Below are 17,016 nucleotides of genomic sequence, written 5' to 3' on the forward strand. Positions count from 1 at the left end.
TAATAGGTTTTTTGTGTTTAAAAGTAAAAAAGAGATTAAAAAGAGAAAGAAGAAAGAAAATCATGTTAAATAACGACTTAAGTCAAGTAGTAGTTAATAATGAAAGCACACCATTGTTAGAAGGAAACAGTTCTGCACTAAACACAGAAATTAGAAATTGAACTAATACAACAATTATGAGAGATTTAAAAAAATTAGGAATCGGGATTGGTTATTTAGCATCAGTAGTAGTTTTAAAAACAGGGCAAAGAGCATTTACAGTAATGATTAGTAGTGAAGATGAAATTGATTGAAACAAACTATTAAAAACTATTAATCCTGCTGAAGATATGTTGGAGTTTGTATTAACTATTCCCCAACTAGGAATTAGTGTTTTAGCAATGGATGCTTGAAAATGGGGATTTACAAATATTATTAAAACAATCAAATCTGAGTTAAATACAGAAATTAATAGTGAAGAAACAACAGTACCAGAAAGCACTATCAAATCATTTGCTAAATTAGTATTTGCTAAATTAGGATATTGAGTACCTAATCATTTTATGATAACTGCATCAAGTATGTATTCAGTGAAAAACTTAGCAAGTTTTCAAGTATATATTGACAAAATAATATCAGGTTTAAATATTGCATCAACATTTATTAGGGCAGAGGTTTTAGGATTTACATCTGATTTTTTAAGAAAAGCAATTACAAGTTTTGGTGAAATAAGTGTAGTAAAATGTTGTAACGAAAAGATTTCTAAACTACTTGAAAAATTAAAATTTTTAGATATGGCTGAAGATATGAATCAAGAATCAAAAGCAAAACATATTATGAAAATATCATTAAAAATCGTTTTATATTCAATCGCAATGCTTAGTGCAACATTTACTGATAACGCTATTAAAACAGCTTTAGTTATGTATACTGCTGATAAACTTGATCAATTTTTACCAACATTTTTTGCTCCAGAAATGATTACGATAATGATTGGGTTAATTTGTGTTGATACTTTTGGAAATAAGTTTTGTAATCCAATTGCTAAAGATAGTATTAAAATAGTATGAAATAAGATAAAAGAATCGTTTGCTAAGGAACAAAATATAAATAATAATAATAATAATGGTGATGATGGTGGGGATGAATTCCCTAGTGATATAGTCAATTCTCAATCAACAACAAATAATACTATGCAAAATTCCTCAACTTCAGTTCCTAGAAGTCTATAATTTTATTTATTAATCAAAATAAGGCTTTTCTTCCTTTATATATAATTGAAATTTTACAATATAAAGTAAATGTTTAGAAAAGCCTAACCATATATTTTTAAATTCAATATAAACAATATTGTTTTATTATAGATATTGAATATTTAATTCAAACTAGAGTTTTTGTTAGATTTGTATGTCTTATATATTACATATACATTGTGCATAGAGGAAATATTTTTTTGCAAAATGGGATGTTTAGTGCTTTTTAATATTAGCATAATTAAGTTGTTGGATGCAATGAGTTTCATTTCTTTCTCCATACATGCATGTAGTAAGGAATCCTTTATCAATTTTTATGTTGATTTCATAACGAGGTTCATACAACATCGCTAACGACATTCCAACTCAATCTTATCTCTAAATATGCTTAATTATAAGTGTACTTAGTTTAACAATCACCTAATTTTACCAAAAATTATCATTCTTAAATCGGATATTTAATATCCACTTGATAAGAACTTTTTTATTGTTAAAATAAAAGTTATTTTTTTCCTAAAATCTATTGAAAACAGAAATTTATTAGTTTATATTTAAGTTTATATGTTAGGGGAGTGAGAAAATGAGTTTCAAAAATAAAGGAGTTTTTTAAAACAAAATTCCATTTAGCAAATTATTAATTTTTATTAACTAAAATTATGAACATAAGTTTTTATGTTCATTTAAGAAAGGATAAGAGTATGAACGCTTTTAATAAACTTGCAGGTATTTTTAAGCCACCTGCAGCTAAAGAACTATTTAGCGAAGATTCAAAAGTCATTAATCGAAAATATGCTATTTTACGTAATCAAATTTTAGCTGTTACCATTATTACCTATATTTTATATTACTTTACAAGAAAAGCATTTACTTTAGCCAATGGTATTGCTATTGATAATGGATATGCTACTAAAGTACAAATGTCAATGGTACTAATGTTCTTTTCTATTACTTATGGATGTAGTAAATTTATTATCGGTAACTTTGCTGACCGTAGTTCTGGAAGAACTATTATGACATTAGGCTTATTAGGTGCTGCTATTGTTAATATTGCCCTAGGAGGTACGATTGTTGCTGCAGGTTCTAAAATAACCATTGGTCCAATTATAACAATGATTATTTTAATGGTTGCTCTAGGTGTTTTTCAAGGAATGGGATGACCAGCAGTAGCCAGAATGTTCTCTAACTGATATACTAGTGAGGAACGTTCTAAAAAAATTGCTATTTGAAATACAGGTGGCGCTATGGGAACTGCACTATTACCATTTATAATAGTTCCTATTGTTTTAGCAATAAGTGTTAGTGATAGTTTAACAATGGGATTTTACTTTTGAATTCCTAGTATTTTGGCATTAATTATGGTACCATTTTGTTGATGGGGTTTACGAGATAATCCTGAATCACAACGTTTACCAAGCATTGAAAAATGAAAAGGTGTGGAATTAAACGATAAAGAAAAACAAGAATTAAATTGAAAAGAAATTTTTACTAAATATATTTTAAAAAATAAATATGTATGAATTTTAGCATTTGCCAATATTTGGGTTTATGTTATTAGACAAGGAATGTCAACTTGAATGTTAAATATGGCTGCTGATGTGCATGGTGTTAAAATTGTAAGTACTGAAAGTTCAGTTTTATGATCAACATTTGAATGAGCAGGTTTAGCTGGTGGAATTTTGGCTGCATATTCTTGTAAATGATTCTTTCAAAATCGTACAGCACCATTAATGGTAATGGGACTTGCTTTAGCAGGGATTGGTATTATAATGTTCCAATTTGCACCTCATGGCAATGAAGATTTCTTAATAGTTGCTTTATTTGTTGCTGGGTTTGGAATTTATATTCCAAAAACATTAATTGGTGCTGCTGCTATTCAACTAACCAATAAAAAGGCAGCTGCTACTGCTTCAGGTTTTACTGGATTGTTTGGATATCTAGGAGATGCTGTTTTTTCAGCACCAGTAGTTGCAGTCCTTGCTCCAAATCGAAATTGAGATAATGTTTTCTATTATTTCTACGGTTGTATTATTGTGGCTATTATTGCTTTAGCATTATTATGAACAAAAAATGAAAAAAATAAAATTTTATAAAAATAGTAAAATCATAAGAATAAACTTAATATTTGTTTGGGAATGAGTTAATTGATAATTTTTTGGACTCATTCCTTTTAATTTAGTATTTTTTTGATAATATTATTGCAATAATTAAGAATTATTAAAATTTAAAAAATGTTACTACTAAATGTGAATAGTCGTTCATATTAAATGAACTTCAGAGTAAAAAAAATTCTTTTCCTAGATATGATATAATTATAAAAATAAATTTTTAAAAATTATTTTATTCAATTTTATATCATTAAAGCGAGGCTCCCCTATGAAAAAACTATTATCTATATTTAGTGTTATCTTATTAACTAGTGCTATTAGTGTTAGCACTACTGCATGTGTTAAACCCCTATCTAAAAAACATAATCTAAAAGATGATTTAAATAATATTGATTTAGGTGTGGTTGATGAGAAAAACCCTGGTCAGAAACCAACATATGATGAATTATTAGAAACTTTACATAATAAAAATTTAAGTCTTGATATTAATAAAATTAGCTTAAGTAATGAAAAAGTTGATAAAGTTGATGTAACAGGCGATGGTATTTTTTATACGAAAGATATTATTACCGTTAATTTTAAAGAAACAACACTTAATATTAATACTTTGATTGTTAAAGGAACAGATTTAGGGAAAATTGCTACTACTGGTAAAGTTAGTTCTGACCAAATAAAAAATGCAATTAGCAGTCAAATTCCTAGTGTTGATATTAGCCATATTATTGTTGATGTCAACGATAATAAAAATGCTACAGTTACAGGTGATGACATTGTGTACAATGGTACAGTTAATGTTATATTTACAACCGATAATAGTGTTGCATTAAATACTATTATTGATAGTAAAAAACCATTAGCCATTGCTACCTTTGGTAAGGATGTTCCAACACCTAAACAAATCAGTACAAAACTAAAAACAATGTATGCAGATTTAGATACGAATGTTCTTGATATTACTAACATTACAGAAACAAGTGCTATTATTGCTAGTACTGATCAAACTAAATATACAGGAACTGTAACAGTAACGTTACAACTTGATAAGACTATTGATTTAAATACCATTATTAATAATGGTTTACCTAAAGTGGCCATTACTGGCAATCAGATAACAACCAATGATGTTATGAAAGCTTTACAAAAGCAATATCCAACATTAAATGTTAATGCCATTAGCGTTACTTTATCAAACGATAATAAAACAGCTACTGTTGTTAGTACTGATAAAAAAATTTATACAGGTGCTGATGTCATAATTAATAATTTATTAATTGATTTAAATAGCGTTTTAGCAACAACTTTACCCCAATTTACTATTCCTGGAAAAACTTCACCAACATTAGAACAAGTTAAATCTGCTATTAGTAAAGCTAATCGTAATTTAGTAATTACTAATGTTACAATTGGAACACCATCAAGTACTAATGTCATAGTCACTGGTGATGGGAATTTATATAGTAAAGATGCAATTACCATTAATTATACTTGTGACACAACAGTAGATTTAAGTAGTGTTTTTACTAAACGAGATTTAGACGTGATTAATACTAACGGTCTTAGTCGCCCTGTTGTTGAACAAGTTAAATCTGCTATTAGTAAAGCTAATCCTGATTTAAATATGAAAGCCATTAAATTTGATGACAGTGATATTACTACTAATCAAGTTGTAGTTACAGGTGATAATGCTACATATAGAGGAACAGTTTCTGCTAATTTTACTGTTGATAACAGTACGATTAGTGTTAGTGGATTTAATTATGACCATACTGAAACTAATATTGCATTTTCGTTAAAAACAGATTGAACTGGTCCTGACCAAGTAATATTAGACAATTGAACTAATTATGCTCCTGATTGAAATAGTTTTACTACTAAATTTAGTAAGTTAAGTTTTGGTAACGATGCATTATTTGGTATTTTTTGTAATAATTATACTGATCAAAAATTAACAGGTTCACAACTAGATGTTGCTACTAATAAAATCAGTGAAGATCGCAATGTAAATATGTTTCAAGAAGACTATTCATATCAGGGTGGTGTTTGGCACGGTAATGTTGAGTTACATGGTCAACTTCATATTTGACATGATGTCACAAAAGTTTATGTTAATTATACTGGTAATGCTGATACAATGTGATGTGCGCGTGATCGAGTGTTAAACGTTAAATTATATTCAGCAACCTTTAGTAAATAAAAACAACTAATAAAATTTTATGTAATAATTATGATTCAGTAAATTGGAAACTATTCACATTTTTAAAATATTTAATAGAAAATTATCTATTTCACTAAGAAAATTGTTATATTATATTTATAAAATAATTAAAAAATATAAGGAGAAATTATGGAAAACAAAATTAATCTTGATGAACTTACTATCAACTCAATTCGTATGTTAGGAGTACAAGCAGTTAACGCTGCTAATAGTGGTCATCCTGGGATTGTTTTAGATGCTGCACCAATGATTTTTTCACTATTTAAAAATCATTTGTCATTTAATGCTAAGAATCCAAAATGGTTTAATCGTGATCGTTTTATTTTATCAGCAGGTCATGGTAGTGCTTTATTATATTCAACACTCCATCATGCAGGATACAAATATACTATCAATGACTTAAAACAATTTCGTCAATGAGCAAGCAAAACTCCAGGGCACCCTGAATATCATATTGATTATGGAGTAGAAACTGCTACTGGTCCTTTAGGACAAGGTTTAGCTAATGCTGTGGGTATGGCATTAACAGAAAGTTTTTTAGCAGCTAAATATAATCAAAAAGACCTTGATATTATTAATCATTATACGTATGCTATTGTTGGTGATGGTGACTTACAAGAAGGAATTTCACAAGAAGCATTAAGTTTTGCTGGTCACTTTAAACTAAATAAATTAATTATCTTATTTGACTCTAATGATATCCAATTAGATGCAAAAGTTGATTTAGTTTATTCAGAAAACTTAAAAATGCGCGTTGAGGCTTGTCAATTAAACTATTTAAAAGTTAGTAATGGTGAAGACCACGAAGCCATTGCGCAAGCAATTAAACAAGCTAAAACTAGTGATAAACCAACATTAATTGAAATTAAAACGATTATTGGTTTTGGTGCTACTAAACAAGGAACACCAAGTGTTCATGGTTCACCATTAAATGATGATATTAAAACTGTTAAAACAAATTTAAAATGAGAATATACTGACTTTACTGTTCCTAGTGCAGTTACAGATTATTTTACTGTTAATTGTCTTAAACATGGACCACAATTAGAAGCAAATTGAAAACAAAAAGTTGATAAATATGCCAAAACATATCCAGAATTATACAACGAAATTAAATCTGCCTTAAATGGTGAGATTTTTAACAATGTTGGTAATTTAAAAACTATTGATTGAAGTCCTATTATTGGTGCTAATCCCCAAGCAACGAGAGTTGATTCAGGTAATGTTTTAAAAATGTTATCGCATCATTGTCCAACTTTATTTGGTGGTAGTGCTGACCTTGCTGGTTCTACTAAAGCCTTAGTTACTGATAAAGATTTTTTACCTCAAGACCATTCGGGAAGACATATTCATTATGGAGTTCGTGAGTTTGCCATGGGTGCGATGGTCAATGGTATGACTTTACACCAAGGTGTAATTCCCTTTGGTTCAACTTTCTTAGTATTTAGTGATTATATTAAACCTGCTTTACGTTTAGCAGCATTAATGGAAATTCCATCATTATTTATTTTTAGTCATGATAGCATTGCTGTTGGTGAAGATGGTCCTACTCATGAACCAGTAGAACATTTAACAATGATTAGAACTATCCCTAACTTTAATTTAATTCGTCCTGCTGATACTAAAGAAACAATTGGTGCTTATTTAATGGCTTTAAACGCTAAAAACCACCCTAATGCTATCATTGTTACGCGACAAAACTTACCACAATTAGCAAATAGTAGTATTGAATCAGTACAAAAAGGTGGATATATCATTAGTAACGAAAATAATAGTAAACCTTTAGACGTGATTATTATTGCGACAGGTAGTGAAGTTAGTTTAGCGATTGCTAGTCAAGAGCAATTATGGGCAGAAAAAAAAGTTAATGTTCGTGTTGTTTCTATGCCTTCAACATTTATGTTTGATAAAAAAGACCAATCATATCAATCTAAGATTTTACCAAAAAATATTGCTAAAGTTGCGATTGAATTAGGAACCCCTGATAGTTGATATAAATACGTAGGAAGTAATGGTTGGGTAATTGGTATTACTACCTTTGGTGCTTCAGCAGTTGATAAGGTTGTGTTAGAAAAATATGGGTTTACATCAAACCAAGTGTGTGCTAAAATTAATGAGTTTCTAAAAAATAACCAAGGAGGAAACAAATAATGATGACTTGATGAGCAGTGTTACTAGTAGGTATCGGTGCTTCTTTAATTGGAGGGTTAGTTGGTTTTATTGTTACTAAAAAAATATTTGAAAAACAGTTAGAAAAAAACCCGCCAATTAATGAGAATATGATTCGTGCCATGTATCAACAAATGGGACGTAAACCAACTGAATCACAGATTAAATCTGTTATGCAGGCAATGAAACGTCAACAAAGTACCACTAAAAAACGATAATAAAATGATAAATCTTCCTAAGTTCTATAAACACTAGGAAGATTTATCATTTTATTAGAAATTATTTAAAATTCTACTTAAAAAAGATTTTTTAGGTTTTTTATTTTTTCTATAAATCTAATGTGTTTTCACTGAGTGCTTCTGATTTAAAGCTTAATGAAAGGTTGTTAAGATTTAAAAGATAAAAATCCAAAGTAGTTGTAGTTAAAGAATTTATTAGATTTTCTTTAAAAGTTATATTTTCAAAATTTTCTATGTATTTTTTTTAAAATACTTTGAATTTGTTGACAATGTTCTTCTAGGTTACTATCTTTACTTTTAAGTTCTTTTATATTTGTGTTTACAAAAAATAATAAATCATGAATTGTTGTTAAAATGTTTTCATTGAGTCCCTTTTTAATATCAGGATAGTTTAAATTCTCATCTTGATAAAAATATGTTTTTTCTCATGTATTTTTTGTACTAAACATATTGTTATTATTCTGAAGTAAACGCATATATTTGAAAGTAAATTCGAAAATTGGTTTTATTATGGAATTTGCTAGGATTTCTTTAGTTGTCTCATGTCACTTGCTTGCTATTTCAAAATATCTGTTGGATATTCTATATTGATTTTACTTATTAATTCTAAAAAAATCCATTCTAATTATGACAAATTTAGATGGAATTTACTTTATATAAAACTTAAAAATAATGATATCATTAACACTTTAATAATGTCTAACTAAGGTTAGAATAAATAATTAGTTATCTTTTAATGTTAAAGCAGTTAATAACTTACCATGAGCAGTAAGGTCTTGAGTTTTGTAGTATCTTAAAAAACGCTTTCTTGTTGCTACCATTTTCAATAAACTTCTTTTAGCAGTAATATCTTTTTTTTGTACTTTTAGATGTTCTGTTAATTCTAAAATTCTTTTTGTTAAATTAATAACTTGCACTGCAGAAGAACCAGTATCTTTAGCATTTAAACGAAAATCTTTAATCAGTTGCTCGTATTTAATTTGATCCATATTTTTTCACTCTCCTATAAAATAATTCGGCTTAAGCAAAGCTAATATCGGAGAGAATATTAACAATGTTAAGTCAACACAATTATAATAATACCTTAATTTTTCAGGTAAAACAAGTTGTATTGAAAAAATAATTATTATTTTTCTGCAACAACAGGTTCGACGATTTTATCTTTTTTACGGTCAAAAAGTTTTACTTTTCGTTCCGTACCATTAAAAATTCGTTTAACATTAGTTCAATGTTTTGTTACAACTAGTAATCAAGTCAAACCGATAATAATGTTAACAAAATAATATTGAGTATCATGTTGTCATAACCATGCATGAAGTGGCATATGAGGAATTCAAGATAAAATGAATGCCGGAACAATCATTAAAATCGAAGATAGTGAAGACATACGACTTAAATATAAAATAAATCATCAAATAGCAATCGTTAAAACACAATAAATAGGATTAATCATTAATAGAACACCAAGTGAAGCAGCAGCTCCCTTACCTCCACGAAATCCGTAAAAGATTGGTCAGCAATGACCAATTACAGCAGCAAGACCAGTTGCATATAAGTATCCCTCATTAAACATATTATGAAAGTTAGGGTCAGTAATATTAATTAACGTTAAAACATAAGCAAACATAATGGCAATGGCAGGTTTAAAACCATCAATGATTAAGATAACAGCTCCCCATTTGGCACCCATAACTCTAGTTGAATTAGTAGCACCGGCATTTTTAGAAAAATGATTACGAACATCAGTTTTAAATTTAATTTTACTAATAATAATAGCAGGTGAAATCGAACCAATTAAATATCCAATAATGATAAAAATAAAAGTTCCTAATAAATTAATATGGGGCATATGGTATCTAACCTCAAGTTTCTGTTAGAATTTTATTTTTTAAATTAATAAGTAATGTTTCTTCAATATTAGTTTGTTGACGTTGTAATTTTCACAAAGTAATCAATTCTTTTTTATTTTTAATTGTTAATTGATTTCATTGATTAAATAATGATTGTTTAAAAAGCATCTTTAACAAATATTTAGGTAGCTTAAGGGCTTCAGGTTCATTATCATAATGTAAATTAATATCAACATCATCTCCAACTACTTTTTGAATTTGGGTTTTTATGTTATTGGATATAATGATAATTGGTATGATGTCGTTACTATTAATAATACTACCCATTTTTGTACTATTATCAAAAGTTATTTGTACAGGAATTAATCCCTTTTTTCCAAATTCATTTTGTAAGTTGGTAAATGGTAGTTCAATATAAGAATAAAGATGACCATTTTTATTGTAGGTATTCATAATTGTGGCATTAAATTTATAAAACTTTTGTTGAATCATTGTTAAGTCCCCTTTTGCAAAAACCTTATTTTGCTTATTTCTTAATATAATATAAATTATAAACTATTAGTATTAATAATACGATATTTACCACTGTTCCAAAGGTATTAGCAGCTAGTAATGGATAATTTTAGTAATACTACCATAAATAATAAATAAAATTAAACCTACTTGATAAATGCTATAAGAAATAAGTGATAAGCCTTTAGTATTTTTATCTTTTATTAATTTAATGGTTTGAGGTAAAAAGGCAATTGAAATCAATAATGCGCCAACATACCCGACAACTTCAATAACAATATTAGGCATTAGTTACCTCCTTAATTTGTGGTTTTTGTTTTCTAATAATATTGCTAATAATAATAATAATAATAATAAAGTTTAAAAAAGCAGGAATACTTTGGCAAGTAATCATCGGAATATCATTGCGTAGAATACCAAAGATTAGGAATGTAAGACCACCTAGTTGATAGACACTATATGAAAAAAATGAAAGTCCAGAAGTTTTCCTGGTTTTAATCAATTTAATGGTTTGAGGTAAAAACGCTAGCGGAATACAAATAGCTGCTAAGTAACCCAATACTTGTGTAAAAATTTCCATATTTTTTTATTGCCTCCTTTAATTTAAATATTCATAAATATTATAATAAAAAAATGAATAAATATTTTATTTTTTTAATTAAATTTAAATTTCTAATATTTTATCAAAAATCTATTGTAGTGGGCTTTGTTACCTGAGGAGTAAAATTTAATGGATAGTTAAAAATTAAAAAGCCTAAAAATCAATAAAATCAAATTTTAGGTCACGCTGACATATTTTTTATTTTCGTTTCTTTTTTTGGTTCAATAATTATTTATTGCTAACTTTTCTGTAATTTACCAGCACATGGTTTACAAAAAGTTTTGCCATTAGTAGCATAATTAATTTCCAGTGGATCAAACATTTTTTCACAATTAGCACATCTGATTTTATCTTCAGTGTATGCTTCAATTTCAGAATTTGTTTTTTTCTTACCGAATCATCCCATGATTGAAGTCCCCCTTTAAAATATTAAATAAGTGTGTTAAATAACACACTTATTTAACTTTTGATTATTTGTTTGCTTCTTGATTAGCAGCACAGTCTTTACATCAACATTTACCATCGGCTGATTTAACACATTCAGATGCGTTATTCATTTTTCCACAGCCTTCACATTTGGCTTGGTCCATATTCATACTTTTATCTTTTTTCTTACCGAATCATCCCATATTGATTACTTCCCTTCTTTTTTATTATGTTTATTTCATTATATCAAATTTTATTATAGTGATTATGATAAAACATTTTGGGGGTTGAATAATTATTTTCAAGGTCACTCTACTTTTGTAACATTCGTTAATTAAATCCTATGGTTGGTGTTTATTCATCTAATAATAAGATAAAATCAAAAATGTTAAAGGTGTTTATGATCTTTGAAAAAATGATTTCAGAGAGGATACTAGATGTTTGAATGTATTTTAACTATCTTACACTTTTAAAATTGTTATATATTCAGGAGACATGGTCATGTTTTCTGACTTTTTTCGTTTTTCGTTTTAATATTAACCAGTAACAGAAATTATTTGGTTCTCTATTATTTATTCGCGATTATCTTATGGTAATGACAAATATTGACACAAATTAAAAAATTTTCAAAATTACTGTTGTTTTTAAAAATTATATATCATATAATATACAGGCTAGAATAAGCCAAAGACAGCAACGGGCATTTGCCTTAATTATGTTGCCCAGGTAATTTCCATCATGATAATATATATGCATGTGATTTTACTCGGAGGGTATCCGGGTTTTATTTATTGCTTATTACTAGTTATATTTAAATAAATAAGGAGGTGTACTTATGCGCCCATCAATGGTTGAAAAACAAAAAACTATTGATTTAATTACTAAACAAATTAGTGATGCTAAAACAACAATCGTTGTTCAATATCAAGGAATGAATGTTGAAGAAATTAGCACACTACGTAAAGAACTAAAATCAAAAGGTGCAACATTCAGTATTTACAAAAATAACTTATTTGCCCGTGCTTTAAACAAAGATAATGCTAGTCTTGAGGCAAGTTTAGTTGGACCTAACGCTTTTATTTTTGGATTTGAAGATGACTTAGCAACTGCTAAAATTGTTTCTAATTATGCTAAAATCAACAAATTACTAGTTTTAAGAGGTGGAATTTTTGAAGGTAAAGTTATTAATAAAAAAGAATTAATAGCAATTGCTTCACTACCATCAAAACTAGAATTAATTTCAATGTTAGCTTCTTGTTTACAAGGTCCTGTTCGTAACTTAGCTTTATCAATTAAAGCAGTAGCAGAACAAAAAGAAAACGCATAATTAACACTTATTAAAACTATCAACAAATTTACACGGAGGAAATTAAAAATGGAAAACATTACAACAAAACAGTTCATTGAAAGCATTGAAAAAATGACTGCATTAGAATTAAAAGACTTAGTGTCAGCAATCGAAAAAGCTTTCGGAGTTACAGCAGCAGTTGCTACAGCAGCAGTTCCTGTTCAAGAAGTAGAAGCAAAACCGACAACAGTATCTCTAATATTAAATGCAGTTGGAGATAACAAAGTTGCTGTTATTAAAGCAGTTAAAACAATTTTAGGAGCTGATACATCATTAATCGCTGCTAAAAAAATTGTTGATGCTGTTGCTACTGGTCCACAAAAATTATTAGAAAATATTGATGCTACTAAAGCAGCTGAGTTCGAAGCAGTTCTAAAAAAAGATGGAGCTATAGCTGAAGTTAAGTAATTAATATAAATAATTTTACATGAAAACCAGTTTTACTTAATACTGGTTTTCTGTTTGTTATTTAAATAAAATTAATAACCAAAAAAACTTAATATTTTATCAATCAGATTAGCAACTATTATTGTTACTAATCCATTTCAAATCAAATCATTTGATGCTATTAAAATTAAAAAAATTGGAGATGAACCAATGTCATATACTACAAAACAATTTGGTCATTACGCTAAAAGACGTGACTATACTAAAGTTTCTGGAAACTTAGACCTTCCAGATTTAATTTCTATTCAACGTGATACCTATAAATGTTTTATTGAAAAAGGAATCCAAGAAGTATTTCACGAAGTATTTCCGATTACTGACAACGATAATCGTATTATTTTATCATTAGTTGATTGAGAATTTCGTAAACCAAGACGAACATTAAAAGAAGCAAAAGATGAGTCAAAAACTTATGAAGCACCTATTTATGCCAGATTATCTTTATCTATTCATGAAAATAGTCGTCATTTAACTATTGCTGCCAAAGACGTTCTTTTAGATTACTTAACACGTTGAATTAAAGAACAATTTGGAATTAAAAATATTAATCAACCAAAAGTTAGTGACAATATGTACTATTTTGAAGAAAAAACTAATCACGCTAATAGTGAGTTTTCAACGATTGAAGTTACTGTTAAAACTCGTGAAGATGATGTCTTAACAATTGATTATACATTAACTCGTGAAGGTGATGTTTTCTTAGGAGATTTTCCATTAATGACACAAAAAGGAACCTTTATTATTAATGGTAGCGAGAAAGTTGTCGTTTCACAATTAGTTCGTTCACCTGGTGCTTATTATAAAATTGAGATTGACCCAAAAACTGGTTTATCTAAATTTTGTGGTGATTTAATTCCTTCAAGAGGAACCTGATTAGAATTTGAAACTGATGCTAAACGTAATAAATTAGTTCGTAATAAAAATGCGATCAAAGATATCATTAATGTTAAAATTGAAAAGTCACGTAAAATTACCGTAACGACTTTACTTACTGCTTTAGGTTTAAGTAAAGATGATGTAGTAAATATTATTGGTAAAGATGATGTATTATTGAATACTTATGAATATGATGAACACCAAAATTGACCATTAGCCGTCCAAGAAATTTATAAAAAAATTAAAGCTGGAGAAACTGCTTCTGTTGATGGTGCTGCTAAATTTTTGACTGGTTTACTTTTCGACCCTAAAAAATATGATTTAACAAAAGCCGGACGTTATAAATTAGTGCAAAAACTATCGATTACTGACCGTGTTTTAAATTATACATTAGCCCAAGATATTAAAGATCTTGATGGTAATGTGGTTTTAAAGAAAAAACAAGTAATTGAAAAACCACAATTAGAAATTTTAAAAAATGTATTAGCACAAGGTGCGTGTTTAGTTCCTTTAAAAACATCAATGAATGATGCTGACCCAAAACATTATGTGCAATTAATTACAGTATATAGTGATAAAGAAAAACTAGTTGAAACTATTAACATAGTAGGGATTAATCCTAATTGTAAAGAAGAAATCATTACTCTTGCTGACATTTTAGCTACTTTATCTTATATCCTAAATTTTGTGCATGGTATTGGTAACGCTGATGATATTGACCACTTAGGTAACCGTCGTATTCGTACCATCGGTGAACTATTGCAAAATCAATTTCGGATTGGTATGGGTCGGATTGAAAAAAATGTTAAAGAAAAAATGTCAACTACTGATAGTGATAAAATGAAACCTTCTAACATTACTAATAACAAACCATTAACGGCTGTTATTGGAGAATTTTTTAATCTATCGCAATTGTCACAGTTCATGGACCAAACTAATCCATTAGCCGAACTTGCTAATAAACGTCGTTTAACTGCCCTTGGCCCTGGTGGACTTTCTCGTGACCGTGCCAGTCTAGAAGTACGTGACGTTCACTACTCTCACTATGGAAGAATCTGTCCTATTGAAACTCCAGAAGGACCTAACATTGGATTGATTAACAATTTAGCAACTTATGCCCGTGTTAATGAATATGGTTTCATTGAAACACCATACCGTCAAGTAGTTAAAGGTCAAATTACAGACCAAGTTAAATACTTAACTGCTGGTGAAGAAAAAAACTATATCATTGCTCAAGCTAATATTGAATTAACTCCTGATAATATTATTAAAAATAATAATGTGATTGCTCGTAGTAACGGTCAAAATATTATTGTTGGTCCCAAAGAAGTTGAATACATTGACGTGTCACCAAAACAAATTGTTTCTATTGCCACAAGTTGTATTCCGTTCTTAGAAAACGATGATGCTAACCGTGCCTTAATGGGTGCCAACATGCAACGTCAAGCGATTCCATTACTAAAACCACAAACACCAATTGTTGGTACTGGTGTTGAATATGCAGTTGCTCGTGACTCAGGTTTAGCTGTCGTTGCTAACTTACCAGGAATTGTACAATATGTTGATTCTAATGAAATTATCGTTAAATCAAAAGATGAAGTTACAACTTATGAACTAAGCCGTTTTGAACGTAGTAACCAAGGGACTTCAGTAACCCATATTCCCCTTGTTAAAGCAGGTGATGTTGTTGAAGTAAATCAAATCCTAGCTGATGGTCCATCAATGAAAGATGGTGAACTTGCTTTAGGACAAAACGTTATTATTGCTTTCATGACTTGACATGGTTATAACTATGAAGATGCCATTATCATTAGTGAACGTTTAGTTAAAGATGATGTTTATACATCAATTCACATTGAAGAATATAATCTAGAATGTCGTAAAACAAAACAAGGTAAAGAAGAAATCACTCGTGAAATCCCTAATACTTCCGAACAATCTCGTCGATATTTAGATGATGAAGGAATTGTACTAATTGAAACTGAAGTTAAAGAAGGCGATATCCTAGTTGGTAAAGTCACACCAAAAGGACAAACGCAATCAACAGCTGAAGAAAAATTACTTGCTGCTATTTTCGGAGAAAAATCACGTAACGTTAAAGACAACTCACTACGTGTTCCCAACGGTGGCGCTGGTATTGTGCAATGCATTAAACGTTATAAGCGTGAAGATGGCTTTGATCTACCATCTGAAGTTGAAGAAGTCGTTAAAGTCTTTATCGTGCAAAAACGTAAAATTCGTGAAGGAGATAAAATGGCGGGACGTCACGGAAACAAAGGGGTTATTTCCAAAGTATTACCAGAAGAAGACATGCCATTCTTAGAAGATGGAACACCAGTTGACATTATGTTAAACCCACTAGGAGTACCATCACGGATGAATATTGGCCAAATACTGGAATTACATTTAGGAATGGCCGCTAAAACTTTAGGCATTAAAGTTGCAACTCCTGTTTTCGATGGTGCTAAAAATCAAGATTTACTAGACATCATGAAAGAAGCTAAATACAATGACTTTGATAAATTAACATTGTATGATGGCTTAACTGGTGAAAAGTTTGCTAAGAAAATCTCAGTTGGTGTTATGTACATGCTAAAACTATCACACATGGTTGATGATAAATTACATGCGCGTAACGTTGGTCCATACTCATTAATTACTCAGCAACCATTAGGTGGAAAAGCCCAAAATGGGGGACAAAGATTTGGAGAAATGGAAGTTTGAGCCTTAGAAGCCTATGGCGCTTCCCATACATTACAAGAAATCTTAACTATTAAATCCGATGATATCAAAGGCAGAATTAAAACTTACGAAGCAATCCTACGTAATAAACAAATTCCAACGCCTGGTATCCCTGAATCATTCAACGTTTTAACAAAAGAACTACAAGGTTTAGGAATTAATATTATGTTAATTGATGAAAAAGGTCAAGAACAAAAAGTAGTAACTTATGACGAAGAAGTTGAAAGTTATCTTGAAGATTAGAAATGGAGCA

At 29.0% G+C, this 17,016-nt stretch carries 16 protein-coding genes and 1 other annotated feature; of the genes, 8 read left to right on the top strand and 8 right to left on the bottom strand.

Features of this window, described 5'->3' with window-relative positions; all coding sequences use genetic code 4:
* Window positions 1-62 precede the first annotated feature (62 nt).
* The 5 genes from ACFEL4_RS06670 to ACFEL4_RS06690 all read left to right on the top strand — a co-directional run bounded on the left by ACFEL4_RS06670 (window position 63) and on the right by ACFEL4_RS06690 (window position 7,939).
* Window positions 63-1,211, top strand: coding sequence for a hypothetical protein (locus tag ACFEL4_RS06670; RefSeq protein ID WP_375317113.1), 1,149 nt, complete (start codon window positions 63-65; stop codon window positions 1,209-1,211).
* A gap of 719 nt (window positions 1,212-1,930) precedes the next feature.
* Window positions 1,931-3,322: an MFS transporter gene (locus ACFEL4_RS06675; protein WP_375317114.1), complete on the top strand. Its 1,392-nt coding sequence runs from the start codon at window positions 1,931-1,933 to the stop codon at window positions 3,320-3,322.
* A gap of 283 nt (window positions 3,323-3,605) precedes the next feature.
* Window positions 3,606-5,531, top strand: a complete 1,926-nt coding sequence (locus ACFEL4_RS06680) for a hypothetical protein (protein WP_375317115.1) — start codon at window positions 3,606-3,608, stop codon at window positions 5,529-5,531.
* Between the two features lie 150 nt (window positions 5,532-5,681).
* Entirely contained in the window at window positions 5,682-7,703 is a 2,022-nt protein-coding gene (tkt, locus tag ACFEL4_RS06685; RefSeq protein ID WP_375317116.1) for a transketolase, read from the top strand.
* 2 nt (window positions 7,704-7,705) lie between these two features.
* A complete protein-coding gene (locus ACFEL4_RS06690) occupies window positions 7,706-7,939 on the top strand; it encodes a YneF family protein (RefSeq protein ID WP_375318373.1) in 234 nt (77 codons plus the stop codon).
* Between the two features lie 227 nt (window positions 7,940-8,166).
* On the opposite strand, the gene ACFEL4_RS06695 is transcribed toward ACFEL4_RS06690, so the two are convergent.
* From ACFEL4_RS06695 to ACFEL4_RS06730, 8 genes are all read right to left on the bottom strand, one after another.
* Complete coding sequence (locus ACFEL4_RS06695; RefSeq protein WP_375317117.1) at window positions 8,167-8,409, bottom strand: hypothetical protein; 243 nt, start codon at window positions 8,407-8,409, stop codon at window positions 8,167-8,169.
* A gap of 273 nt (window positions 8,410-8,682) precedes the next feature.
* Window positions 8,683-8,949, bottom strand: coding sequence for a 30S ribosomal protein S15 (gene rpsO / locus ACFEL4_RS06700; RefSeq protein WP_375317118.1), 267 nt, complete (start codon window positions 8,947-8,949; stop codon window positions 8,683-8,685).
* A gap of 137 nt (window positions 8,950-9,086) precedes the next feature.
* The gene (gene plsY / locus ACFEL4_RS06705; protein WP_375317119.1) at window positions 9,087-9,809 is read right to left on the bottom strand and encodes a glycerol-3-phosphate 1-O-acyltransferase PlsY; all 723 of its coding nucleotides are present in this window, start codon (window positions 9,807-9,809) and stop codon (window positions 9,087-9,089) included.
* Between the two features lie 7 nt (window positions 9,810-9,816).
* Entirely contained in the window at window positions 9,817-10,302 is a 486-nt protein-coding gene (locus tag ACFEL4_RS06710; protein WP_375317120.1) for a DUF1905 domain-containing protein, read from the bottom strand.
* 114 nt (window positions 10,303-10,416) lie between these two features.
* A complete protein-coding gene (locus ACFEL4_RS06715; protein WP_308149359.1) occupies window positions 10,417-10,611 on the bottom strand; it encodes a PQ-loop domain-containing transporter in 195 nt (64 codons plus the stop codon).
* Window positions 10,604-10,903 carry a SemiSWEET family sugar transporter gene (locus ACFEL4_RS06720; protein WP_375317121.1) on the bottom strand — a complete coding sequence of 100 codons (300 nt, stop codon included), beginning with the start codon at window positions 10,901-10,903 and terminating at the stop codon, window positions 10,604-10,606. The genes ACFEL4_RS06715 and ACFEL4_RS06720 overlap by 8 nt, the downstream gene beginning before the upstream one ends.
* Window positions 10,904-11,162: 259 nt before the next feature.
* On the bottom strand, window positions 11,163-11,330 hold the full coding sequence (locus ACFEL4_RS06725; protein WP_375317122.1) for a hypothetical protein: 168 nt from the start codon (window positions 11,328-11,330) through the stop codon (window positions 11,163-11,165).
* A gap of 64 nt (window positions 11,331-11,394) precedes the next feature.
* Window positions 11,395-11,553, bottom strand: coding sequence for a hypothetical protein (locus tag ACFEL4_RS06730; protein WP_375317123.1), 159 nt, complete (start codon window positions 11,551-11,553; stop codon window positions 11,395-11,397).
* A 463-nt stretch (window positions 11,554-12,016) separates the two neighbouring features.
* Window positions 12,017-12,148, top strand: a sequence feature (ribosomal protein L10 leader region).
* Window positions 12,149-12,185: 37 nt separating this feature from the next.
* On the opposite strand from ACFEL4_RS06730, the gene rplJ reads away from it, so the two are divergent.
* The 3 genes from rplJ to ACFEL4_RS06745 all read left to right on the top strand — a co-directional run bounded on the left by rplJ (window position 12,186) and on the right by ACFEL4_RS06745 (window position 17,006).
* A complete protein-coding gene (gene rplJ, locus ACFEL4_RS06735; protein ID WP_375317124.1) occupies window positions 12,186-12,677 on the top strand; it encodes a 50S ribosomal protein L10 in 492 nt (163 codons plus the stop codon).
* 48 nt (window positions 12,678-12,725) lie between these two features.
* Window positions 12,726-13,106: a ribosomal protein L7/L12 gene (locus ACFEL4_RS06740; protein WP_375317125.1), complete on the top strand. Its 381-nt coding sequence runs from the start codon at window positions 12,726-12,728 to the stop codon at window positions 13,104-13,106.
* Between the two features lie 189 nt (window positions 13,107-13,295).
* Window positions 13,296-17,006 (top strand): DNA-directed RNA polymerase subunit beta, encoded by a 3,711-nt coding sequence (locus tag ACFEL4_RS06745; protein ID WP_375317126.1) that lies wholly within the window; start codon window positions 13,296-13,298, stop codon window positions 17,004-17,006.
* The last annotated feature ends 10 nt before the right edge of the window (window positions 17,007-17,016 follow it).

It is taken from the genome of Spiroplasma endosymbiont of Virgichneumon dumeticola (assembly GCF_964264745.1).
Taxonomy (GTDB): domain Bacteria; phylum Bacillota_I; class Bacilli_A; order Mycoplasmatales; family VBWQ01; genus Spiroplasma_E.